The following is a 22,858-nucleotide window of genomic DNA, read 5'->3' as shown; positions in this document are numbered from 1 at the left end:
GCTGGGCTCCTTATGCCGCAATCGCGTTCATGATCGCCGGGACCGATAGCTCGGCAAGCGGGATTTCCGCCACCTGCTGGCGATCGCGCATGATGATCACCCGGTCGGCGTAGCCCACCAGCTCTTCCAGTTCGGAGGAGATAACCAGCAGCGCCAGGCCATCGGCGCAGAGGGTTTCTATCAGGCGAATAATCTCGGCGTGGGCGCCGACATCGATACCGCGCGTCGGCTCATCGAGGATCAGGAACTGGGGTTTGGTCAGCAGCCAGCGCGACAGCAATACCTTCTGCTGGTTGCCGCCGGAGAGAAATTCGATCGGTTGTTCAGCGCTGGGAGTGCGAATGCCTAGCTGGCGAATAAAGCGTTCGGCGATCTCATGCTGTTCACGGCGCGGGATCGGCCGCAGCCAGCCGCGCTGCGCCTGCAGCGCCAGCACGATATTTTCCCGCACCGAAGCAGCGGCGATGATGCCGTCGGTTTTACGATCTTCCGGACAGAAGCCAATGCCGAGGCAGGAAGCCTGATGCGGCGAGCGCAGCGTTTGCGGCTTGCCCTTGATCCACGCTTTACCGCTGTCGGCAGGCTTGATGCCAAAAATGACCTCCGCCGTTTCGGTGCGCCCGGATCCCAACAGCCCGGCCAGGCCGACGATCTCGCCCGGCCGCACCTGCAGAGTAAACGGCGCAATCGTGCCCTTCTTGCCAAAATCTTCAAATGCCGCCACCGGCTTATCGCTAAGCAGCGTGCGCCCGGCGCGCTGCAGCGCCTGATGGTCCAGCTCGCGCCCCAGCATCATTTTGACCAGGTCGATTTGCGGCAGCTCGCGGGTCTCCCGACAGCCGACGAAACTGCCATTGCGCAGCACGGTAATACGGTCGCTGACGGCATAGACCTGGTCGAGAAAGTGGGTCACGAAAATCAGGCTGACGCCGTTATCGCGCAGCTGACGCATCAGGGTGAACAGCATCTCCACTTCCTGAGTGTCCAGGCTGGCGGTCGGTTCATCGAGGATTAATACTTTCGCCGACAGGTCGATGGCCCGGCAGATGGCGACGATTTGCTGCATCGCCACCGAAAAACGGTTCAGCGGTTCGCGCACGTCGAGCGAGAAGCCGTAAGAGGCCATCAGCGCGGTAGCGCGTTTTTCCATCTCTTTGCGCCGCAGCAGACCAAAGCGCTTCGGCTCGCGGCCAATAAACAGGTTATCCGCCACCGACATATTTGGCAGCAGGTTAACTTCCTGGTAAACGGTGCCGATACCCAACTGCTGAGCGTGGGCGGTGTTTTTCGGCGATATTTGCTGCCCTTCCAGCCAAATCGCCCCGCGTTCGGCATGGTACACACCGGTGAGCGCTTTTATCAGCGTCGATTTTCCGGCGCCGTTTTCGCCCAACAGGGCCATGATTTCGCCGCGCCGTAGGCTGAAATTAACGTTATCCAGCGCTTTGACGCCGGGAAAGAATTTGCTTAATCCTTCGGTGCGGAGGATTTCCTGATGTTGGTCGGTGGTCATGATTCCCCCTGCATCACGCCGGATGGCGCTACGCTTATCCGGCCTACAAAAGAGCGCAATGTAGGCCGGGCAAGCGTAAAGCCCCCGGCATTTTCATGAAGGCTTAGTAGCCCATATTTTTCTTCTTCTCTAACTCTTCTTTTGCCGTATCCGGCAGGTAGAGGGTCGATTTGGTGATGGTCAGCTTCTCAGGCAGGGTGCCGTCTTTTTTGTATTTTTCCAGCGCATCAAACGCCGGACCGGCCATATTCGGCGTCAGCTCGACGCTGGCATTCGCCTCGCCGGCAATCATCGCTTTATAAATATCCGGCACGCCGTCGATAGAACCGGTGAGGATATCTTTGCCCGGCTTCAGCCCGGCCTCTTTGATGGCCTGAATCGCGCCGATGACCATGTCATCGTTATGGGCGTAGACCATGCAGATGTTCTTGCCGTTATTCTCTGCTTTGATAAAGCTCTCCATCACCTCTTTCCCCTTACTGCGGGTGAAGTCGCCGGACTGCGAGCGGATAATCTTGATGTTGGGGGCTTTGGCAATCGCCTCGGCGAAGCCTTTCTTACGATCGATAGCGACGCTGGCGCCCACGGTGCCCTGGAGCTCCACGACGTTACACGGCTTGCCATCAACGGTTTTCACCAACCAGTCGCCAATCAGTTGGCCTTCCAGCACGTTGTTGGCGGTGACGGTGGTCATATACAGCGACTTATCTTTAACGTCGATCGAACGGTCGAGGAGGAACACCGGGATATTGGCCTCTTTCGCTTCTTTTAGCACCGGCTCCCAGCCGGTCGCCACCACCGGCGCGATAAAGATCGCGTCCACGCCCTGGGCAATGAATGAGCGCACGGCTTTAATCTGGTTTTCCTGTTTTTGCTGACCATCGGCAATCTTCAGGGTGATGCCACGCTTCGCCGCTTCTTCCTTAGCAACATTCGTTTCGGCCGCGCGCCAGCCCGATTCAGAGCCGACCTGCGAAAATCCTACGGTCAGGTTGGCGGCCATCGCCATAGACGACATAGCTGCCGAAACCGCGGTGACGAGAAGTAAGCGCTTCCACATAAGATGTTCCTCGTAGGGTTATTGTTGGTTAAATGCTCACCTGCGAACAAACTATAGACAATCCGTTATGTAACTGAATGCGTTACATCACACTTCGAAAAAGTAAATAAAATGTTAATTGGTGCGATTTGTCTGAGCTGAGCGGCGATAAGGCTTCCCGCCCAACGGCATGCCCTGCGCTAATGACGAAAATTTGCCTTCTGGATAACCGCCGCTCGCAACATTGAAAACGGTTACACAAAATTATTCAGAATGTAGCTATCTTTATGGATTTTAGGGTTATCTGATGAGGAGAAATTCAGACGCTTCCCCCCATAGTCTGGCAAAAAGAAGCGAAGACATTCGATGTGAGTTGGCTATAATACCGGGCACTTGTTTGCCAAACATTTTTAAAGGAAACAGACATGAGCTTACTCAACGTACCTGCGGGCAAAGAGCTGCCGGAAGACATCTACGTCGTTATCGAAATCCCAGCTAACGCAGACCCAATCAAATACGAAGTTGACAAAGAGAGCGGCGCACTGTTCGTTGACCGTTTCATGTCCACTGCGATGTTCTATCCGTGCAACTACGGCTACATCAACCACACCCTGTCCCTGGACGGCGACCCGGTTGACGTGCTGGTCCCGACTCCGTACCCGCTGCAACCAGGCTCAGTTATCCGCTGCCGTCCGGTTGGCGTACTGAAAATGACCGACGAATCCGGTGAAGATGCCAAGCTGGTTGCGGTACCGCACACCAAGCTGAGCAAAGAATACGATCACATCAAAGATGTGAACGACCTGCCGGAACTGCTGAAAGCCCAGATCACTCACTTCTTCGAGCACTACAAAGATCTGGAAAAAGGCAAGTGGGTTAAAGTCGACGGTTGGGACAACGCTGAAGCGGCTAAAGCTGAAATCGTAGCTTCCTTCGAGCGCGCTAAACAGAAGTAATTCTGTTTATCCAGCATAAAAAACACCGCCTCCGGGCGGTGTTTTTGTATGGGCCTGTTCTGGTTTCAGACGGCCAAAAAACAACGCCACCCGAAGGTGGCGTTGTCGTTTTCAATTACTGGTCTCTGTCCAACCAGTTTCCGCTCTCAATCTGCGCAAACCCCTCGACGGAGCGCTGGTAGACATACATCCACGCGCTGCCGTAAGGCGTTTGGATCAGATGGCGCGCGTATTCACCGCCCTTGGTGCGCAGCGCATCCAGCTCGGCCAGCGTCGATGCGTCGATACGATACACTTCACCATGTACTGTGCCCTCGCCCGGCACCGCGCCTGGATAGTGGCCCAGGCTGTACAGCTGATAATCGTCGACACTATGAGCGCCCAGCAACTGGGCGTTGGTCATCCAGTGGCTGTTGCCTTGTTTGCGTCGTAAACTGCCGTAAACAAATATTCGCATTGCTAAAACTCAAACTGATAGAGCAAATCGAGAGCCTGGTCTACGCCAGACACCGCTTCCATATATAGCTTAGGCATCAGGCGATAACGCAGGGTAAGCGTCGCCAAAGAGTCGAAGATGCCGACGCCGTATTTTACCTGAAGACCTGGCAGCACATAGCCGCTGACCACCACCTGGGAGGAGTCGCCTACCCCCTGGGTATCCAGCGCCAAATTGCTTACGCCAAACGTCTCGCCGATTTTACCCATAACCTGACCACTTTGTGCAACCCCCATTCCAATAAGCATTGAGGTCATTGCCGCACTATCGCTCTGTTCGCTGCCTAAACCCTGACCGCGTAACAGATAAGAAAGCGCTTCCTGCTGCGACATTGCCGGGTCGGAGAAGATCTCGGCCTTCGGCTGATCGGCAGAACCGGTGACGCGAACGCCGGCGATCACGTCGTCTTCGGTGGCTTCCGGGTTACGAATCGCTTCGATATTGAGCAGCGGCTGATCCGGCGGCCCGGAGAACAGCAGCTCGCCTTTACGCACGATCAGATCCTGACCATAAGCGTGGAAACGACCTTCCGGAATATTGATCTGGCCATTGAGCCCCAGCCCCTGCTTATCCTGCGCCACTTTCAGATCGCCGGTCAGACGCGCTTTCAGGCCGAAAGCGTCCAGACGCACGTTGTTGCCGACGTGAATCGTCAGGTTGCTGTTGATCGGAATACCGGCGCTCTGCGGCTTAATCGGCTTCAGATCTTTATCCAGCATCACCTCATCAGAAGAGACGCCCACCGCGCTCTCCGGCACCTCGTTCACCACAATACGCGCCCAAGGTACGTCAACGCGGCCATCGAGGTTAAACAGGCTTGGCGTGGCGGTAAACACCACATCCGGAGAGACATCCAGGCGGACCATCGGCGGCACGGTAATGCGCACCCGGCTACCCTTCGCCGCAATCTGCGCGCGCCAGTTGTCGATTTGCGTCCAGTCGGCGTTGCCGCTCAGCGCAATCTGCCCCTGTTTGGTATTCACCGTCCCCTGCAGGGTCGAACGCGTTCCATTGAAGTTCATCGCCAGCTGGCTCGGCTGCATATCAAACGGCATAAAGTTGCCGTCGATATCAACGCCGCTCAACTGCATCTGACCAAACAGTTGCGGGCTCTGTAAGTTGCCGCCCAGACGCAGACGGGCATTAAGCTTGCCTTCTGCTTTCTCGCCGCGAGCGAAGATCGGGTTAATCATCGCCAGCGAGAAGTTGCTAATGTTGACGTTGCCGCCCAGGTTACGCCGCCCCTGCGGGTCGGTCACCTCCACCTGGCCATCAAGCTGGCCGTTGTTGGTCAGGCGTATCAGCCAGCCCAACTGCGCCCGGTTGTTATGCAGGTCGGCGCTGAGGTTAAGCGTATCGAAAGCCACCGGCAGCGGTGCGTCGTTGACCGTCTGGGTGACTTTGACGTTGCGCCCGCTGAGGGTGACTTTGCCCTGCGGCAGCCCCTCTTTGGTGGTATCCCAGCTCACATCGGCGTTACCGCTAAACACGCCGCTTGCCTGGGTCGCCTCCGGCATAAACGGCTTCAGCATCGCCAGATCGAAACGGTTGAGATTGACCACCGCGCGCCCGCTGGCGCCGGCATCGATGGTCTGCGGTACGCACAACTCGGCATTCGGGTTGCTCCAGCAGTGCGGCCCGATGCTGATTTTCTGTTCTTGATTACGGTAATCCAGCGCAATGTTGCGCGTCAGCGCCACCGGCCCTACCGGCGTCTGGAAACGGGTATTGCTCAGGGTGCCCTTCCAGCGCTCCTCTTTACGATCGAAGCTGCCCGCCAGCGTCAACTGGCCCGACACCGGCTCGCCCTGTACGCGCAGCTGTAAATCGTGCTGCTTCTCAGTCCCTTTGGCATTCAGCTGCACCAGGCTGATGTTAACGCCCGGCTGGCTGATACGATCGACGCGTACGTCAAGATTACCGCCAATCTGGTCGCTGGATTTGACATCGCCTTTGACGTTGACCTGGGCTACCGTCAGTTCCTGCCAGCGTAAAGCGCGAGCGGTGATATCCGCCAGCAGCTGCGGCGCATCGATGGTGCCGCGCACCTTCAGCAGACCTTTCGCCGTACCGCCGAGCCCCGGCAACGCGTTATCGAGATGCGGCGCATCGATGGTGGCGTCGAGATTGAGGTCTTTCACCCCCAGCTCGCCTTTCACATCGGCGCTGTTTGGGCCAAGCGCCAGATGCAGTCCCGGCACTTTCCACTGCATATAGCTGTTACCCTGCAGCGAACCGTGGACATCCACTTTATTCTGTTTCACGTTGCCGGTAATTTTCAGCTCGGGAACCGCCATCTGCCAGCTGCTGCCATACAGGCTACCCTGGGTTTTGATAATCCCGTTCAGCTTCGACGGCCAGTCCGGCACCTCTTTGGCGGTATTAATGCCATCGAGGGTCAATTCGCCGCGCCAGCTGATCGCCTGCTGCCAGTCGAGCAACGCTTTCAGTTCGGTTTTCCCCTCCAGCGCCGCTACGGTCAGCTTATCCAGGTTCACCTGCTGTTCATTGCCTTTAGCATTAAGGGTAATTTTAGCCGGCGGCAGCGACTGTCCTTTCACCGCGGTACTAAACGCCATGGTGTAGTCGGTCATTTTGCCGCTGAATTTCAGATGCAGATCATCCGCCTGGAACTGTTTCTCGCCGGTAAACGGCCAGTACAGCTGCTTACTCTTCACTTCCATATTCAGCGGCAAACCGGCTTCCGCCAGCTGCGCTTCGGCGCGCAGGGTCATGGCCACCGAGCCGGCTAAATCAACGCCGACCTGCAGTTTTTTACGCAGTTCGCCGCCAACTTTCAGCTTTACCTTCTCGCCTTTCAGCGGGTCGATGTTCAGCGTGCTGTCGAGGGTGATGTCGACCGGCCAGTTATCCTGCAGTTGCGCGGTGCCGGAAGCGGTAACCTTGCCCTGGTCGGAATCGACGTCCAGCGCATCAAGTTTCATCTGCCCGTCGATGCTGCTCACCTTCAGCAGCAGGTCGTAGACGGTCATATCGGTGTCGCCGGTCAGGCGCAGCTGTTCGCCGCGGAACTCCTGAATATTAAGGTTCAGCGGCAGATGTACATCGACCATTTCCGGCAGCACCGGCTGCGAGAACAGATCTTTCATCGTCTCGCCAAGCGGCTTCTCTTCCGGTTTCGGATGGTCAATTTTCGGCTCCACCACCTGCTCCTGCGCCACTTTTGCTACCTTCGGCAGGGCGATGAGCAAGCCCTGGAGCGAAGTCGGCGTCAGGGTCAGGTTTTTCTCCTGCCAGTTCAGGCCGGTGGAGAAATCGCGCAGCGAAACGGCGGTGTCGTCGATTTTGACATTGACGTTATGCAGCGCCACGCGGCTGAGGGTAATGGGGTATGGCGTCGAGAGGTTCAGCGGGCCGGAATCCTCTTCCTCTACCGGCGCCGAAGGCGGCATCTTTTTGGTATCGATAGCGACGTAGATATCACGCAGCGAGATATCGTTTACGCACAGGCTGCTATCCCACAGGCAGCGCAGCTTGACGCCGAGATGGAACTGGCCGGCCGTCACCGCCACGCCCGGCTGTTCGAAGCGCACGTTCTGTAAGGTCAGGTCACGCCAGCCGCCGGTAACCTTGCCGATCTCCAGCCCCGGCACCCAGCGGTCCGCCGCTTTCAGTACCAGATGCAAACCGGTAGTAGTGCCGACTAAAAAGCCGACCGCGCCAATCAGCAACACTAAAAAGAGTAATACGCCGAGGCTTATCTTCTTCCATAAACTCATAATTCAGGCCCCAGACCGATATAAAACTGTAAACCGTGTTCTTCTTTGTCGCCGATAGGTCTGGCGATATCCAGCTTGATCGGCCCGACCGGCGATTGCCAGCGCACGCCGACGCCCGCGCCGGTTTTAAAATCGCTTTTACGGATGTCGCTCACCGCTTCGCCGCTGTCAATAAACATCGCCCCCCACCATTTTCCGGTGACGTTGTATTGATACTCCAGCGAGCCTGTCGCCAGCTTTGACGCACCGATCAGCTTGCCGTCGTCGTCTTTCGGCGAGATCGACTTGTATTTATAACCACGAATGCTGCGGTCGCCACCGGCGAAGAAACGCAGATCCGGCGGAACTTTGCTGAAGTCATCGGCTTCAATCCAGCCGAGGTTGCCGCGCACCACGAAGCGGTGGCGGTCATAGAGGGTGCGGATCCACACGTCCTGCGCCTGCATGACGATAAAGTTAATGTCCGAGCCCCACATGGTGTTGGAGTAGTCCACCGAATAGCGCTGGGAATCGCCCCAGGTTGGCATCAGGCCGCCGCGGGAGCGGGTCCGGTTCACCGAGACGCCGGGATAAAGCAGCATGGTGGTATTGGTGACGTTAGCCTGGGTAAAGTGGTCCAGACTCCAGCGCAAATTAATCGCGCGCTGCCAGCCACTCGACATCTCCCAATAGCGCGACAGCGCCAGGGTGGTGGAGTCGGCCTTGGTATCGTTAAGGTCGGTACGCTTAAAACCGCCCTGCATCAGGTAATACTGCTCAAGCGGGCTTTTTAACAGCGGGACTTTGTAGCTGAAATCGAACTGTTGCTCCGGCGCGGATAGGCTGATGCTGGAGGTCAGGCTGTGGCCATAGGAGTTCATCCACGGCTTTTTCCATGTTGCTTTCACGCGCGGCCCAACGTCTGTCGAATAACCGACCCCGGTTTCCACGGTGTTCTCTTTGCGTGGCGAAACGACGCCCTGCAGAGGCAGCACCTTGGTTTTACGTGATTTATCAAACTGCGGGGCGACGACCACCGAGTTAAACCAGCCGGTTGCGGCCAGTCGGCGGTTCAGCTCCGCCAAATCCTGCGAGGTGTAATAATCACCCTGTTTAAAGGGCACCAGATTTTGCAGGTACTCTTCGCGGATCTGCGAACCGGTAAAGCTTACCGGTCCAAAGCGGTAGCGCTCGCCGCTGTTGTAATCTATATCCCAGAAAGCCTGATGGCGGTCGAGCGACACGCCGAGCTGGCTTTTATTGAACTCGCTATCGAAATAGCCTTTACGCAGCGCCACCTTAGTGAGCGAGCTTTTGAAGCCGTCATAATCGCCGTGATTGAGTACCGTGCCAATTGCCGGACGCGTTTTCAGCAGGTCCAGATAATCGTGGTCGGTGCGCGCGCCGCCGCGCAGGATAACCGCGGTACCGCCAATGCGCACCGGCTCGCCAGGAGTTACTTTGGCAATCAGTACCTGACGCCCTTTTTTGGGCGGCGGACGCAGATCGAAATCGATAGTGGGTTCATAATAACCCAGCGCTTTCAGGCCCTCGCGGATGGCGTCATCGACGCGCGCGCGAAAGCGACGGTCCGGCGTGACCTCATCGCTCTGGATCGTGGATAGTTGGGCGCGGACGTTTTTTTCCAGTTCCCCGGATAACCCCTCAACCTGCAAACGCACATTCGCTGCGCTGGCGACCCCGCTGACCAGCAAAAGGCTGGTAACGCATATCTGGCGGATTTGTTGCACGTGTTCTCCTGAATATCCTTGTTTCCCCCCGAAGGAAACGCAAGTGCCGCTCCACGGCTTAACAAAACCCTAACAACTAAGGGTTGAAAAAGTGACGGTAACCCAAATAATTCTTATGTTTAAATTTAGACGTATTGAGCGTGTTTATTGTCTAAAAAGATACGCGACGTTACAACCTTAACCACAAATTGCGAGGCCAACCGTGAGTCTATTTGATAAAACGCATCTTGTCGCCCAGGCGGATGCACTACCGGGGCGCAACACGCCGATGCCGGTAGCAACGCTCCACGCCGTTAACGGCCACTCAATGACCAATGTTCCTGAAGGAATGGAGGTCGCGCTGTTCGCGATGGGCTGCTTCTGGGGCGTCGAGCGTCTGTTCTGGCAATTGCCGGGGGTCTACAGCACCGCGGCGGGCTATACCGGCGGCTACACGCCAAATCCAACCTATCGCGAAGTCTGCAGCGGCGACACCGGGCACGCGGAAGCGGTGCGCGTGGTGTATGACCCGCAGGTCATCAGCTATGAACAACTGCTGCAGATTTTCTGGGAGAACCACGATCCGGCGCAAGGGATGCAGCAGGGTAACGACCACGGCACGCAGTACCGTTCAGCTATCTACCCGCTGACGCCAGAGCAGCTTGAAGCGGCGCAGGCCAGCATGCTGCGTTACCAGGCAGCGATGCGCGACGCCAACGACACCCGCGAGATCACCACCGAAATCGCCACGGCGAAACCGTTCTACTATGCCGAGGACGATCATCAGCAGTATCTGCACAAAAATCCGTACGGCTACTGCGGTATCGGCGGGATTGGCGTTTGCCTCCCCCCGCAGGCGTAATCCTGAAGAGTAAGGCCGCTGGCGAGAATAATTATCGCTCTGGTGGCTTTACAGACATTTACGCTATACTACGCTGTGTCATAGCCGGTCCAGCGCCTTCGGACCGGTTTTTTATGTATTCCACATTAAAAGAGTTATCCACTTCCCTTCCGAGGATCTGGCCTCAACGGTCAGAAAAGATATGTTAAACAGTATTTTAGTAATACTTTTCCTTATTGCCGTCAGTGCATTTTTTTCGATCTCTGAAATCTCACTGGCCGCATCACGTAAAATCAAACTCAAATTGCTGGCTGATGAAGGCAATGTGAACGCGCAGCGCGTTCTCAAAATGCAGGAAAACCCTGGCACCTTCTTCACCGTCGTGCAGATCGGCCTTAACGCCGTGGCCATTCTCGGTGGTATCGTCGGCGATGCCGCCTTTTCGCCTGCTTTCCACAGCGTACTGAGCCGCTACATGTCGCCGGAGCTTTCCGAGCAGCTGAGCTTTATTTTCTCCTTCACCCTGGTCACCAGCCTGTTCATCCTGTTTGCTGACCTGACGCCGAAACGCATCGGTATGATTGCGCCAGAAGCCGTGGCTTTGCGCATCATCAACCCGATGCGCTTCTGTTTACTGGTCTTCCGCCCGCTGGTGTGGCTGTTTAACGGCATGGCGAACAACATCTTCCGCCTGTTTAAAATCCCAATGGTGCGTAAAGACGACATCACCTCTGATGATATTTACGCGGTGGTGGAAGCCGGTGCGCTGGCCGGGGTACTGCGTAAACAGGAACACGAATTAATTGAAAACGTCTTTGAGCTGGAATCCCGTACCGTCCCCTCTTCGATGACGCCGCGTGAAAACGTGATCTGGTTCGATCTGCACGAAGACGAGCAGAGCCTGAAGAATAAAGTGGCGGAACACCCGCACTCCAAGTTCCTGGTATGTAACGAAGATATCGATCACATCATCGGCTACGTCGATTCCAAAGACCTGCTGAACCGCGTGCTGGCAAACCAGAGCCTGGTGTTAACCGGCGGCGTGCAGATCCGCAATACGCTGATCGTGCCGGATACCCTGACGCTCTCTGAAGCGCTGGAAAGCTTTAAAACCGCCGGCGAAGACTTCGCGGTGATCATGAACGAATACGCGCTGGTGGTAGGGATTATCACCCTCAACGACGTCATGACTACCCTGATGGGCGACCTGGTCGGCCAGGGGCTGGAAGAACAAATCGTCGCCCGCGATGAGAACTCCTGGCTGATTGACGGCGGGACGCCGATCGACGACGTGATGCGCGTGCTGGATATCGATGAGTTCCCGCAGTCCGATAATTACGAGACCATCGGCGGCTTTATGATGTTCATGCTGCGTAAGATCCCGAAGCGCACCGATGCGGTGAAGTTCTCCGGTTACAAGTTTGAAGTGGTGGATATCGATAACTACCGTATCGACCAGCTGCTGGTCACCCGCATCGACAACAAACCAACGGTACTGGTACCGAAACTGCCTGATATCGAAGAAGCGGCGAAAAAAGAGAAAGGCGCGGCGTAAGCGGCCCTGAAAACATCAACGGCTCCCATCGGGAGCCGTCTTTTTTCGTGCCGTCATACCACGTTATGCGGTCTCAGTTTGCAGACGCATAACCTGACGATTGACTTCGGACATCACTGAGAAATGCAGCTTGTCCTTAACCTTCGGGATAAGGATTTTTCCCTTATCAAATTCAAAAGCGCCAACGTCCTTGATGTACAACCGTCCACGAAACAGGATCTTCACGTACTTCGCCACTTGCAGCGGATTGTAGCGTTGGAAAATTTTCATTGTTGTCTCCTGCCAGGGTTACGCTCCTGCGGTGCCACAGTTAGCCCGCGTATCGGGAGCGCAAATTTTAATGCCCTAAAACTATAGTCCAGATTTCCGAAGACACCCAGTCTGTAGAAGTTTTTTTACCCTTTGATGACAATAATTCAGAATTTTCGTTTCAGGCATACGTAGTTGTTAGTATAAGTTTCCGTTTTTGGTCGAATGTGTGCGTTGGCACGCAAACTGGCATCACGCTTGCGGGTAATGGCGACGAATCGCACTTATCATTAAACAAGACCAAGTGGTCGGATCACCTGCATATAAAAAAGGATATCTCATGACCCTACGTAAGTTGCTGGCGGTTTCCGCCCTCCTGTTGCCGTTAATGGCTTCGGCGCATAATTTTGTCGACGGTCAGCGCGTCGCGCCGGTAGGCATCGCCGATCGCGGAGAACTAATACTGAATAACGATAAGTTTAGCTACAAAAACTGGAATAGCTCGCAGCTGGCGGGAAAAGTGCGCGTTATCCAGCATATTGCCGGGCGTACCTCGGCAAAAGAGAAAAATGCCAATTTGATTGAGGCGATTAAGGCGGCTGGCCTGCCGCACGACCGCTATCAGACCACTACCATCGTCAATACCGACGACGCTATCCCCGGCTCCGGGATGTTCGTGCGCAGCAGTATTGAGAGCAATAAGCAGCTCTATCCGTGGTCGCAGTTTATCGTCGACAGCAACGGCCTCGCGCGCAAAGCCTGGCAGCTCGATGAAGGCAGTTCGGCAATTGTGGTGTTAGATAAAGACGGGCGTGTTCAGTGGGCAAAAGACGGCGCGCTGACCCAGCAAGAGGTGCAGCAGGTTGTCGGCCTGCTGCATAAGCTGCTTAATAAATAGAGACGCGGAAGCCGGGATTGAGGAAGGATTCACGCGGCGTGTAGTCGAGGGTTTTACCCTGCCAGTCGTGAACGTGCGCCCCGGCGGCTACCGCGACCGCATGACCGGCGGCAGTGTCCCAGGTGCTGGTCGGCCCAAAGCGCGGATAGAGCTGCGCCTGGCCTTCCGCCACCAGGCAGAATTTCAGCGACGAACCGATTGAGGTGGTCTGGTGCTCGCCCAGTTGCTCCAGATACTCCTGCAGCTCCGGGTCATTACCGTGGGAGCGGCTAATCACCACCAGCGGCGGGCGAGCATCGCGAACCTGAATCTGCTTGCGCACGCCGCACTCTTCTTTCCACGCCTTGCCATTTTGCGCGCTGTACATCACTTTCATCACCGGCGCGTACACCACGCCCAGCGTCGGTTTGCCGTTTTCAATCAGCGCGATATTAACGGTGAATTCGCCGTTGCGCTTGATAAACTCTTTGGTGCCGTCCAGCGGATCGACCAGCCAGTAGCGCTGCCAGTGCTGCCGCACTTCCCACGCCGGCGGATCCTCTTCGGAGAGGATCGGGATTGCTGCATCCAGCGCCTGCAGGCCGCTGACAATGACTTTATGCGCGGCGATATCCGCCGCGGTAACCGGAGAATCATCCTTTTTGCTGCTCACATCCATCGGCTGGTTCCCATCGTAGACATCCATGATGGCATCGCCCGCGGTCCGTGCAAGCTGACATACTTGTTCTAACATTCTCCACCTCTTCTGGTTACAGTGGCGTTAACTCGTTGTTTTATTTATATCGCATCATCACCAGTTCCGCTATCTGTGATAACACTAGCGGTTTCCATTCACGCTTTTCTGGCAGAATTCACAATTCTGTAAGCAACAGAATGTAAATACATTTTCTTTTGTGCCATTGCTCATAAAAAAGGACGCCTCTGATGATTAAGTTTAGCGCAACGCTGCTGGCCACGCTGGTGGCGGCCAGCGTCAACGCGGCGACGGTCGACCTGCGGATCATGGAAACCACCGATCTGCACAGCAATATGATGGATTTCGATTACTACAAAGATGCCGCGACGGAAAAATTCGGCCTGGTCAGAACCGCCAGCCTGATTGAAAAAGCCCGCGCGGAAGCGAAAAACAGCGTGCTGGTGGATAACGGCGATGTTATTCAGGGTAGCCCACTGGGCGACTATATGGCGGCAAAAGGACTTAAAGAGGGGGATGTGCATCCGGTTTATAAGGCGATGAACACCCTGAATTACGCCGTCGGCAACCTGGGAAACCATGAATTCAACTACGGTCTCGACTTCCTGCACAAGGCGCTGGCCGGGGCGAAATTCCCCTACGTTAACGCCAACATTATCGATCTCAAAACCGGCAAACCGATGTTTACGCCCTACCTGATTCAGGATACCGAGGTTCAGGATAGCGATGGTCAACCCCATACCCTGCGCATCGGCTATATCGGTTTTGTGCCGCCGCAGATCATGACCTGGGATAAAGCTAACCTCAGCGGCAAGGTGAAGGTCAACGACATCACTGAAACCGCGCGTAAGTACGTACCGGAGATGCGCGCGAAAGGCGCTGATGTGGTAGTCGTGGTTGCGCATTCCGGCCTCTCCGCCGACCCCTATCAGGCAATGGCGGAAAACTCGGTCTACTACTTAAGCCAGGTACCCGGCGTTGACGCCATTATGTTCGGTCACGCTCACGCGGTGTTCCCCGGTAAAGACTTCGCCACCATTAAAGGCGCGGATATCGCCAAAGGTACGCTGAATGGTATTCCGGCGGTGATGCCGGGAATGTGGGGCGATCATCTCGGGGTGGTCGATTTGGTGCTGAATAACGACAGCGGTAAATGGCAAGTGACGCAGGCTAAAGCCGAAGCGCGACCTATTTACGACGCGGTAGCGAAAAAATCGCTGGCGGCGGAAGATAGTAAAATGGTGGCGGTGCTGAAAGCCGATCACGACGCCACTCGCGAATTCGTCAGCAAGCCTATCGGCAAGTCCGCCGACAACATGTATAGCTACCTGGCGCTGGTACAGGACGACCCGACGGTGCAGGTGGTCAACATGGCGCAAAAGGCCTATGTCGAACACTACATCCAGGGCGATCCGGATCTGGCGAAACTGCCGGTGCTTTCCGCCGCCGCGCCGTTTAAAGTCGGTGGGCGTAAAAACGATCCGGCAAGCTTTGTCGAAGTGGAAAAAGGCCAGCTCACCTTCCGTAACGCCGCCGACCTCTATCTCTACCCGAACACGCTGGTGGTGATGAAGGTAAGCGGTAAAGAGGTCAAGGAGTGGCTCGAATGCTCCGCCGGGCAGTTTAACCAGATTGACCCCGCCAGCAGCAAACCACAGTCGCTGATTAACTGGGACGGGTTCCGCACCTATAACTTCGACGTGATTGACGGCGTCAATTACCAGATCGACGTCAGCCAACCGGCGCGCTACGACGGCGAGTGCCAGATGATTCACCCGCAGTCAGAACGCATCAAAGACCTGACCTTTAACGGTAAGCCTATCGATCCGCAGGCCACCTTCCTCGTCGCCACCAATAACTATCGCGCCTACGGCGGCAAATTCGCCGGTACCGGCGACAGCCATATCGCTTTTGCCTCCCCGGACGAAAACCGTTCGGTGCTGGCGGCGTGGATTGGCGCACAGTCGAAGAAAGATGGCGCGATCCATCCGGCGGCGGATAACAACTGGCGACTGGCGCCGATCCACAGCAAAACGCCGTTGGATATTCGCTTTGAGACCTCGCCTGGCGACAAAGCCGCGGCGTTTATCAAAGAGAAAGCACAGTATCCGATGCGGCAGGTGGCGACTGATGATATCGGTTTCGCTATTTATCAGCTGGATTTGAGTCAGTAATGCCTGTTCCCCGGTGGCGCTGCGCTTACCGGGGCTACAAAGCGGAGCTGGCCGGCAACCCGGATAAGGCGCCTGCCGCTATCCGGGGTTACAGGGAGTGATACATTTTCACTCCCCGTGGTTAGCCAGCACCGCGGGGAGATTCAGCTCGATCCAGTCCGCCAGCGCCGCCACCTTCTCGCTCACCTGCAGGCCGAGCGACGTCAGGCTATATTCAACATGCGGCGGCACCACCGGATATGAAACACGGTCGATAAAGCCATCCTGTTCCAGCTGGTAGCCCGGATTAGGCGTCAGCCGCTATCCGGGTACATCTCCCCGGTGGCGCTGCGCTTACCGGGGCTACAAAGCGGAGCTGGCCGGTAGCCCGGATAAGGCGCCAGCCGCTATCCGGGGTTACAGGGAGTGATACATTTTCACTCCCCGTGGTTAGCCAGCACCGCGGGGAGATTCAGCTCGATCCAGTCCGCCAGCGCCGCCACCTTCTCGCTCACCTGCAGGCCGAGCGGCGTCAGGCTATATTCAACATGCGGCGGCACCACCGGATATGAAACACGGTCGATAAAGCCATCCTGTTCCAGCGCCTGTAAGGACTGCGCCAGCATCTTTTCGCTGACGCCGCCCATTTTGCGCCGCAGATCGCTAAAGCGGTGGGTCCCCTCGCGTAGCGCCACCAGAATCAACACGCCCCAGCGGCTGGTCACGTGTTTTAGCACATCACGCGACGGGCACTGTTCAGCAAACAGATTCCCGTTGCGCAGTTTGTCGCTCAGCGTCGGTTCGGCCATTTTATACTTACCTTTTTGTACGTACTTACTAAAAGTTAGTTAAGGTGTTAGCTTACCACAACTGCCAATGAACACGAAGGAGAAGACCTATGATCGCGATTACCGGCGCCACCGGCCAGCTTGGCCAGCACGTACTGCATGATCTGTTAAAAACCGTCCCCGCCAGCCAGATTGTGGCGATTGTCCGCAACCCGGCGAAAGCGCAAGCGCTCAGCCAGCAGGGCGTCACTGTGCGGCAGGCCGAGTACGGCGATGAAGCCGCCCTTACCGCCGCGTTGCAAGGGGTTGATAAACTGCTATTAATCTCCTCCAGCGAAGTCGGCCAGCGCGCCGTCCAGCACCGTAACGTCATTAACGCCGCCAAAGCCGCTGGGGTGAAATTTATCGCCTATACCAGCCTGCTGCATGCCGATACCTCACCGCTGGGCCTGGCCGGTGAACATATCGAAACCGAACAAATGCTGGCTGATTCCGGTATTCCTTACGCGCTGCTGCGTAACGGCTGGTATACCGAAAACTATCTGGCCAGCGCGCCGCCGGCGCTGGAACACGGCGTGTTTATCGGCGCCGCCGGGGAGGGTAAAATCGCCTCCGCCACCCGTGCCGATTATGCCGCCGCCGCCGCTCACGTTATTGCCGGTGAGGGTCATGCCGGGAAAGTTTACGAACTGGCGGGGGACAACGCCTGGACCCTGAGCGAACTGGCTGCAGAGCTGAGCAAGCAAAGCGGGAAAAATGTGGTTTATCAAAACCTCAGCGAAGCCGATTTCGCCGCCGCGCTGAAAAACGTCGGCCTGCCGGCCGGGCTTGCCGATATGCTGGCGGATTCCGATACCGGCGCGTCGAAAGGCGGACTGTTTGACGACAGCCGCACTCTGAGCAAACTGATTGGCCGCCCGACCACGTCGCTTGCCGATAGCGTAAAAGGCATCATTTAACCGCTCCCTGTCAGTTTTTGCGGTTGCGTCCCGGCGCTTCATCTCTAATATTGAAGGGATGAATCGTCGGGAGACACGGCATGCAGGGCGTACCACCACAATTTAGCGATGAAAAAGACCGCGCGCGCTTTCGCCATCTCGAACAACTTCCCGGCGTTGAGCTCTATCACGCCCATATTTCCCGTTATGCCTTTGAACCGCATACCCACGAAGCCTTCGGCATCGGCGTGATTGAACAAGGCGCCGAACGCTTTCGCTATCGTGGCAGCCAGCACGTCGCTTCAGCCAATTCCATCGTCACCATGAATCCGGATGAGCTCCATACCGGCGAGGCGGAAACCGCCGAAGGCTGGCGCTACCGGATGATTTATCTGGAGCCGGATCGGCTGGAAGCCTTCACCGGCGTTCGCCACTGGTGGTTCAGTGAGGTCGTGCGCCAGGAGCCGCAGCGTGCCCGGCAAATCGGCCAACTGATTTACGGCCTGTGGCACGCAGACGATCCGCTGGCGCAGCAGGGGATACTGCTCGACCTGGTTGATACCTTCCGCCCGCTGGCTCACCATGCGCCAATGGCGCCGGAAGCGGCGCACCGCTTCGATCGGGTACGCGACTACCTGCACGATAACTATATGCGCGCCGTCAGCCTTGATGAACTGGCGCAGGTGGCAGCGCTCAGCCCCTATCACTTCCAGCGCCAGTTTAAAGCCCACTTTCACGTTACCCCGCACCAGATGCTGATGGCGATTCGCCTGTGGCGCGCCAAGGCGTTTCTGACCCACGGCATGCCTGCCGCCGAAGTGGCCATTGCCGCCGGGTTAACCGACCAGTCACATTTAACCCGCGCCTTCACCCGTCGCTACGGCATCACACCGGTGCGTTACCAAAAGCAGGTCGCCGGGCGCTAAAGCGCAATCTCATACAATATTCTTTCCCTCGTACCCTCCTACACTTGGCGCAAGCAAACTGAAGATGGATGTCATCATGATTAGCGGCGTGTTGTATGCCCTGCTGGCGGGGTTAATGTGGGGGCTGATTTTCGTTGGCCCGTTGCTGGTGCCGGAATATCCGGCGGTGCTGCAGTCGATGGGGCGCTATCTGGCGCTGGGACTTATCGCCCTGCCGCTGGCGTGGCTCGGCCGCGCGCGTCTGCGGCAGCTGAACGGCAAGGATTGGTGGACCGCGCTGGCGCTGACCATGATGGGGAACCTGATCTATTACTTCTGTCTGGCCAGCGCCATTCAGCGCACCGGCGCGCCGGTATCGACAATGATTATCGGCACCCTGCCGGTAGTACTGCCGGTGTGCGCCAACCTGCTGTATAGCCAGCGCGATGGCAAGCTGCCGTGGCGGCGGCTATTTCCGGCGCTAATCTGTATTGCGCTGGGGCTGGTATGCGTCAACGTGGCGGAGCTGCAGCACGGGCTTCCTGATTTCAGCCCGTGGCGCTATGGTTCGGGCATTGTTCTCGCGCTGATCGCCGTCGTCTGCTGGGCGTGGTATGCCCTGCGCAACGCCCGCTGGTTGCGTGAAAACCCGGATAAGCCGCCGATGATGTGGGCCACCGCGCAGGCGTTGGTCACCCTGCCGGTCTCGCTGGTCGGTTATATCGCCGCCTGCGGGTGGCTACAGGGCCAGCATAGCGACTTCCCGCTCCCCTTCGGCCCGCGCCCGGCTGTATTCATCGCGCTGATGCTGGCGATTGCCGTACTCTGCTCGTGGGTGGGCGCGCTGTGCTGGAACGTCGCCAGCCAGCGTCTGCCGACGGTGATCCTCGGGCCGCTGATCGTCTTCGAGACGCTGGCTGGTCTGCTGTACACCTTCCTGCTACGCCAGAGCCTGCCGCCGCTGCTGACGCTGAGCGGGATCCTGCTGCTGGTGCTCGGCGTGGTGTCGGCGGTTCGCGCCCGCCCGGAAAAACCGGTTCTGCAGGAACTGCGCGTCGAGCCAAAAAAATAGCCTGGTATCCTAAAGGGGTATTCCCATGGATTAAAGATGCATTTAATATGCATCTTATATTCTTGATGACGAGGTAATTGCTATGGCTTTCCGTGACCAACCTTTAGGCGAGCTGGCGCTGAGCATCCCGCGCGCCTCCGCGCTGTTCCGTAAATACGATATGGATTACTGCTGCGGCGGCAAACAAACCCTGGATCGCGCGGCGGCGCGCAAAGCACTGGACGTCGCGGCGATTGAAGCCGAGCTGACAAAACTGGCCGAGCAGCCGATCGAGCGCGACTGGCGCGCCGCGCCGTTCACCGACATCATCGACCACATCATCGTTCGCTATCATGATCGTCACCGCGAACAGCTGCCGGAACTGATTCTGCAGGCAACCAAGGTTGAACGCGTCCACGCCGATAAGCCGAACGTGCCAAAAGGACTAACCAAATATCTGACCATGCTGCACCAGGAACTCTCCAGCCACATGATGAAAGAGGAGCAGATCCTGTTCCCGATGATCAAGCAGGGGATGGGAACCCAGGCCGGTGGTCCTATCAGCGTGATGGAAAGCGAGCACGACGAAGCGGGCGAACTGTTGGAAGTCATCAAGCACATCACCCATAACGTGACACCGCCGCCGGAAGCCTGCACCACCTGGAAAGCGATGTACAACGGCATTAACGAGATGATTGACGACCTGATGGAGCACATCAGTCTGGAAAATAACGTGCTGTTCCCGCGTGCCCTCGCCGGAAAACCATAAAAAAAGGCGCCCGCAGGCGCCCTCTCGACATTGTCAGTTTATTGGCCACTCCGGGTGGCCTTTTTTATTTCGCCAGACGTTTTTTACCGGCAAACAGCCAGCCCGCGCCCAGCAGAACAAACCACAGCGGGGTAACCATCAGCGCTTCGCGAGTATCATCTTCCAGCGTCAACAGCACCAGTACGAAGACGAAGAAGGCCATGCACACCCAGCACATCACTTTACCCAGCGGCATCTTATAGATGGACTTCTCGTGCAGCTGCGGACGCTTTTTACGATAGACCAGGTAAGAGCAGAGGATAATGGTCCAGACGAACATGAACAGAATCGCCGACACCGTGGTGATCATGGTGAACGCGGCAATCACGCTCGGGTTGACCATCAGCATCACCACGCCGCCCAGCAGGCACATGCAGGAGAAGGTTAAGCCCTTCGCCGGCACCGCGCGTTTAGACAGCTTGGCGAACATTTTCGGCGCCTGGCCTTCCTGCGCCAGACCGAACAGCATACGGCTGGTAGAGAACACTCCGCTGTTAGCGGAAGAGGCGGCGGAAGTCAGTACCACGAAGTTGATCAGGCTGGCGGCAGCCGGCAGGCCGACCAGAACAAACAGCTCAACGAACGGGCTCTTGCTCGGCACGACGGAGCTCCACGGCGTCACCGACATAATCACAATCAGCGCGAAGACGTAGAACATAATGATACGCAGCGGGATGGAGTTGATCGCCCGCGGCAGCGATTTTTCCGGGTCTTTGGTTTCCGCCGCGGTGGTACCCACCAGCTCAATCCCCACGAAGGCGAATACCGCTATCTGGAAGCCGGCAAAGAAACCGCTGAGGCCTTTCGGGAACCAGCCGCCGTCATTCCACAGATGCGCGAATGAAGCTTCAACGCCGGTCGGCGATTTAAAGTGCATCATCACCATCACCAGGCCGACCACGATCAGCGCCACGATGGCGACGATTTTGATCATCGCGAACCAGAACTCCATTTCGCCAAACATCTTCACGGTAGCGAGGTTCAGGCCCAGCAGCAGCAGGATAACCGCTAACGAAGCGACCCAGTCAGAAAGCCCGGGGAACCAGAACTGCGCGTAGGCGGTGATGGCGACAACGTCCGCCATCCCGGTGACCACCCAACAGAACCAGTAGGTCCAGCCGGTAAAATACCCCGCCCACGGCCCTAACAGGTCGGAGGCGAAGTCACTGAATGATTTATATTCGAGGTTCGACAGCAGTAATTCGCCCATGGCACGCATGACGAAAAACAGCATAAAACCGATGATCATATAAACAAAAATAATGGATGGCCCGGCGAGACTGATGGTCTTGCCTGACCCCATAAACAGCCCGGTGCCGATCGCCCCGCCGATAGCAATAAGCTGAATATGCCGGTTAGTGAGATTTCGCCGTAGCGATTGTTCAGTCGTCTCCTGCTCGTCGGCAACGACTTTGACCTGATCTACCATGTGATTTTCTTCCTGTTGTACCTGTCTGTGTTGTTCAGGCTCTGTTGGCCTGTCATTTGTCGCAACCCTGGCAAGAGGGTTTATCGATATTAGGTAAGAATCGGAGGGATGAATACTATGATTTAGATATAATGTTAATTTTATGTTTAAAGTGAGTGTTATATCACCAATGTAACGCGAAACAGCTCACAAAAATACACTCAACGAACTTATATGCAATACAAAATTCCAATAAATTTATAACTTAAGGATTTTACACTGTTTTTATTGGCTCCCTCCCCCTGACAGGAGAGGAAGCCCCTGGTGCTTAAATAATATCCAGCAGCTCAACTTCAAAGATCAGGGTGCTGAATGGCGGGATAGAAGCACCCGCGCCGCGCTCGCCGTAAGCAAGGTTGTGCGGAATAGTCAGTTCCCATTTGGAACCTACCGGCATCAGGGTCAGCGCTTCGATCCAGCCGCCGATCACGCCGGTCACCGGGAATTCAGCCGGTTCGCCGCGGGCCACGGAGCTATCGAACACGGTACCGTCGATAAGTTTGCCGGTGTAGTGAACGCGTACGCGGTCGGTGCGCGCCGGGATCGGGCCTTCGCCCTGCGTCAGTACGCGGAACTGCAGGCCGGATTCAGTGCTGTTCACGCCTTCTTTTTCACGGTTTTCATCGAGGTATTTCTGGCCATCAGCGGCCATCGCCTGGAAGCGCTCGCGACGCACGGCGTCAGCGCGTTCATGGATTTCACGCAGCGCGCGGTGTACGGCCTCAACCGGCACCTGCGGCTGGTTGCCTTCCAGCGCATCGGCAATGCCGGCAACCAGCGCTTCCGGCAGCAGCCCCTGCAGGCCGGATTCGCTCAGTTGTTGTCCAACCTGCAAGCCGATACCGTAACTTGCCTGCGCTTCGATAGTGTCAAAAGTCGGGGTTGCCATCTTTGTTCCTTTTTTTGGTGATAAACATCTTGAGAAAAGCGTTCGAAAGCATAACAGCCATAGAGGAATGGGTAAAACTTTGTCGGCGGATGATGACAAATCTCAGCGAAACAGAAACAATAGGCGATATCAGGTTAACCTCTACCTTCAGGACGTTAGCCGTCTATA

General features: G+C 56.5%; 19 protein-coding genes and 1 pseudogene. 9 read left to right on the top strand and 11 right to left on the bottom strand.

The annotated features are described in order from the left end of the window. Positions 1 to 10: 10 nt before the first annotated feature. Together ytfR and ytfQ are read right to left on the bottom strand one after the other, a co-directional pair. Positions 11 to 1,513 (bottom strand): galactofuranose ABC transporter, ATP-binding protein YtfR, encoded by a 1,503-nt coding sequence (ytfR, locus tag EAE_RS09755; protein ID WP_015704196.1) that lies wholly within the window; start codon positions 1,511 to 1,513, stop codon positions 11 to 13. 103 nt (positions 1,514 to 1,616) lie between these two features. Then, a complete protein-coding gene (gene ytfQ, locus EAE_RS09750) occupies positions 1,617 to 2,573 on the bottom strand; it encodes a galactofuranose ABC transporter, galactofuranose-binding protein YtfQ (RefSeq protein ID WP_015704195.1) in 957 nt (318 codons plus the stop codon). Positions 2,574 to 2,977: 404 nt separating this feature from the next. Between ytfQ and ppa the strand changes: the two genes are divergently transcribed. Further along, positions 2,978 to 3,508, top strand: coding sequence for an inorganic diphosphatase (gene ppa / locus EAE_RS09745; protein ID WP_015368588.1), 531 nt, complete (start codon positions 2,978 to 2,980; stop codon positions 3,506 to 3,508). A 115-nt stretch (positions 3,509 to 3,623) separates the two neighbouring features. On the opposite strand, the gene EAE_RS09740 is transcribed toward ppa, so the two are convergent. Genes EAE_RS09740 through tamA form a run of 3 tightly spaced genes read right to left on the bottom strand, consistent with a single transcriptional unit; the run spans position 3,624 to position 9,474 of the window. Further along, on the bottom strand, positions 3,624 to 3,965 hold the full coding sequence (locus EAE_RS09740) for a gamma-glutamylcyclotransferase family protein (RefSeq protein ID WP_015704194.1): 342 nt from the start codon (positions 3,963 to 3,965) through the stop codon (positions 3,624 to 3,626). A gap of 2 nt (positions 3,966 to 3,967) precedes the next feature. Next, on the bottom strand, positions 3,968 to 7,744 hold the full coding sequence (tamB, locus tag EAE_RS09735; RefSeq protein ID WP_015704193.1) for an autotransporter assembly complex protein TamB: 3,777 nt from the start codon (positions 7,742 to 7,744) through the stop codon (positions 3,968 to 3,970). Further along, on the bottom strand, positions 7,741 to 9,474 hold the full coding sequence (gene tamA, locus EAE_RS09730) for an autotransporter assembly complex protein TamA (RefSeq protein ID WP_015704192.1): 1,734 nt from the start codon (positions 9,472 to 9,474) through the stop codon (positions 7,741 to 7,743). Before tamA ends, tamB begins: the two co-directional genes overlap by 4 nt. Positions 9,475 to 9,676: 202 nt before the next feature. On the opposite strand from tamA, the gene msrA reads away from it, so the two are divergent. Then, the gene (gene msrA, locus EAE_RS09725) at positions 9,677 to 10,315 is read left to right on the top strand and encodes a peptide-methionine (S)-S-oxide reductase MsrA (protein ID WP_015704191.1); all 639 of its coding nucleotides are present in this window, start codon (positions 9,677 to 9,679) and stop codon (positions 10,313 to 10,315) included. A gap of 181 nt (positions 10,316 to 10,496) precedes the next feature. Then, positions 10,497 to 11,849: a polyamine export protein PaeA gene (gene paeA, locus EAE_RS09720; protein WP_015368593.1), complete on the top strand. Its 1,353-nt coding sequence runs from the start codon at positions 10,497 to 10,499 to the stop codon at positions 11,847 to 11,849. Between the two features lie 63 nt (positions 11,850 to 11,912). Here the strand turns inward: paeA and EAE_RS09715 are convergent, their stop codons facing one another. Then, positions 11,913 to 12,119 (bottom strand): DUF1107 domain-containing protein, encoded by a 207-nt coding sequence (locus tag EAE_RS09715; protein ID WP_015368594.1) that lies wholly within the window; start codon positions 12,117 to 12,119, stop codon positions 11,913 to 11,915. A gap of 319 nt (positions 12,120 to 12,438) precedes the next feature. On the opposite strand from EAE_RS09715, the gene EAE_RS09710 reads away from it, so the two are divergent. Then, a complete protein-coding gene (locus tag EAE_RS09710; protein WP_015704190.1) occupies positions 12,439 to 12,996 on the top strand; it encodes a YtfJ family protein in 558 nt (185 codons plus the stop codon). On the opposite strand, the gene cysQ is transcribed toward EAE_RS09710, so the two are convergent. After that, positions 12,986 to 13,729, bottom strand: a complete 744-nt coding sequence (gene cysQ / locus EAE_RS09705; RefSeq protein ID WP_015704189.1) for a 3'(2'),5'-bisphosphate nucleotidase CysQ — start codon at positions 13,727 to 13,729, stop codon at positions 12,986 to 12,988. The genes EAE_RS09710 and cysQ overlap by 11 nt on opposite strands. Before the next feature lie 191 nt (positions 13,730 to 13,920). On the opposite strand from cysQ, the gene cpdB reads away from it, so the two are divergent. Continuing rightward, entirely contained in the window at positions 13,921 to 15,864 is a 1,944-nt protein-coding gene (gene cpdB / locus EAE_RS09700) for a 2',3'-cyclic-nucleotide 2'-phosphodiesterase (RefSeq protein WP_015704188.1), read from the top strand. A 108-nt stretch (positions 15,865 to 15,972) separates the two neighbouring features. Here the strand turns inward: cpdB and EAE_RS09695 are convergent. After that, a pseudogene (locus EAE_RS09695) lies at positions 15,973 to 16,137 on the bottom strand (winged helix-turn-helix transcriptional regulator); the annotation flags it as partial. Between the two features lie 143 nt (positions 16,138 to 16,280). After that, positions 16,281 to 16,652, bottom strand: coding sequence for a winged helix-turn-helix transcriptional regulator (locus EAE_RS09690; RefSeq protein ID WP_015704186.1), 372 nt, complete (start codon positions 16,650 to 16,652; stop codon positions 16,281 to 16,283). 89 nt (positions 16,653 to 16,741) lie between these two features. On the opposite strand from EAE_RS09690, the gene EAE_RS09685 reads away from it, so the two are divergent. The 4 genes from EAE_RS09685 (at position 16,742) to ytfE (ending at position 20,294) form a co-directional block, all read left to right on the top strand. After that, the gene (locus EAE_RS09685) at positions 16,742 to 17,590 is read left to right on the top strand and encodes an SDR family oxidoreductase (protein ID WP_015704185.1); all 849 of its coding nucleotides are present in this window, start codon (positions 16,742 to 16,744) and stop codon (positions 17,588 to 17,590) included. An 80-nt stretch (positions 17,591 to 17,670) separates the two neighbouring features. After that, the gene (locus EAE_RS09680) at positions 17,671 to 18,495 is read left to right on the top strand and encodes an AraC family transcriptional regulator (protein WP_015368600.1); all 825 of its coding nucleotides are present in this window, start codon (positions 17,671 to 17,673) and stop codon (positions 18,493 to 18,495) included. A 76-nt stretch (positions 18,496 to 18,571) separates the two neighbouring features. After that, entirely contained in the window at positions 18,572 to 19,546 is a 975-nt protein-coding gene (locus tag EAE_RS09675) for a DMT family transporter (RefSeq protein WP_047079376.1), read from the top strand. A gap of 82 nt (positions 19,547 to 19,628) precedes the next feature. Next, positions 19,629 to 20,294, top strand: coding sequence for an iron-sulfur cluster repair protein YtfE (gene ytfE / locus EAE_RS09670; protein ID WP_015704183.1), 666 nt, complete (start codon positions 19,629 to 19,631; stop codon positions 20,292 to 20,294). Positions 20,295 to 20,358: 64 nt separating this feature from the next. Here ytfE and cycA read toward each other — a convergent pair whose 3' ends face one another. Beyond that, a complete protein-coding gene (gene cycA, locus EAE_RS09665) occupies positions 20,359 to 21,762 on the bottom strand; it encodes a D-serine/D-alanine/glycine transporter (protein WP_015368603.1) in 1,404 nt (467 codons plus the stop codon). A 307-nt stretch (positions 21,763 to 22,069) separates the two neighbouring features. Beyond that, the gene (bamJ, locus tag EAE_RS09660) at positions 22,070 to 22,690 is read right to left on the bottom strand and encodes a BamJ family beta-barrel-assembly machinery protein (protein ID WP_002886687.1); all 621 of its coding nucleotides are present in this window, start codon (positions 22,688 to 22,690) and stop codon (positions 22,070 to 22,072) included. Positions 22,691 to 22,858: the final 168 nt, after the last annotated feature.

The sequence above is a fragment of the Klebsiella aerogenes KCTC 2190 genome, from assembly GCF_000215745.1.
In the GTDB taxonomy this organism is placed as follows: Bacteria; Pseudomonadota; Gammaproteobacteria; order Enterobacterales; family Enterobacteriaceae; genus Klebsiella; species Klebsiella aerogenes.
Note: the sequence above shows the minus strand (reverse complement) of the source record. Positions and strands in the feature narration are given on the sequence as shown.

Excerpts from the sequence above, each read along its gene's own strand:
- bamJ (WP_002886687.1), bottom strand. The coding sequence starts at position 22,690 with ATGGCAACCCCGACTTTTGACACTATCGAAGCGCAGGCAAGTTACGGT.
- cpdB (WP_015704188.1), top strand. The coding sequence starts at position 13,921 with ATGATTAAGTTTAGCGCAACGCTGCTGGCCACGCTGGTGGCGGCCAGC.
- paeA (WP_015368593.1), top strand. The coding sequence starts at position 10,497 with ATGTTAAACAGTATTTTAGTAATACTTTTCCTTATTGCCGTCAGTGCA.
- tamB (WP_015704193.1), bottom strand. The coding sequence starts at position 7,744 with ATGAGTTTATGGAAGAAGATAAGCCTCGGCGTATTACTCTTTTTAGTG.
- EAE_RS09710 (WP_015704190.1), top strand. The coding sequence starts at position 12,439 with ATGACCCTACGTAAGTTGCTGGCGGTTTCCGCCCTCCTGTTGCCGTTA.
- cysQ (WP_015704189.1), bottom strand. The coding sequence starts at position 13,729 with ATGTTAGAACAAGTATGTCAGCTTGCACGGACCGCGGGCGATGCCATC.
- EAE_RS09680 (WP_015368600.1), top strand. The coding sequence starts at position 17,671 with ATGCAGGGCGTACCACCACAATTTAGCGATGAAAAAGACCGCGCGCGC.
- cycA (WP_015368603.1), bottom strand. The coding sequence starts at position 21,762 with ATGGTAGATCAGGTCAAAGTCGTTGCCGACGAGCAGGAGACGACTGAA.
- EAE_RS09675 (WP_047079376.1), top strand. The coding sequence starts at position 18,572 with ATGATTAGCGGCGTGTTGTATGCCCTGCTGGCGGGGTTAATGTGGGGG.
- ppa (WP_015368588.1), top strand. The coding sequence starts at position 2,978 with ATGAGCTTACTCAACGTACCTGCGGGCAAAGAGCTGCCGGAAGACATC.
- ytfQ (WP_015704195.1), bottom strand. The coding sequence starts at position 2,573 with ATGTGGAAGCGCTTACTTCTCGTCACCGCGGTTTCGGCAGCTATGTCG.
- EAE_RS09690 (WP_015704186.1), bottom strand. The coding sequence starts at position 16,652 with ATGGCCGAACCGACGCTGAGCGACAAACTGCGCAACGGGAATCTGTTT.
- EAE_RS09715 (WP_015368594.1), bottom strand. The coding sequence starts at position 12,119 with ATGAAAATTTTCCAACGCTACAATCCGCTGCAAGTGGCGAAGTACGTG.
- ytfE (WP_015704183.1), top strand. The coding sequence starts at position 19,629 with ATGGCTTTCCGTGACCAACCTTTAGGCGAGCTGGCGCTGAGCATCCCG.
- EAE_RS09685 (WP_015704185.1), top strand. The coding sequence starts at position 16,742 with ATGATCGCGATTACCGGCGCCACCGGCCAGCTTGGCCAGCACGTACTG.
- EAE_RS09740 (WP_015704194.1), bottom strand. The coding sequence starts at position 3,965 with ATGCGAATATTTGTTTACGGCAGTTTACGACGCAAACAAGGCAACAGC.
- ytfR (WP_015704196.1), bottom strand. The coding sequence starts at position 1,513 with ATGACCACCGACCAACATCAGGAAATCCTCCGCACCGAAGGATTAAGC.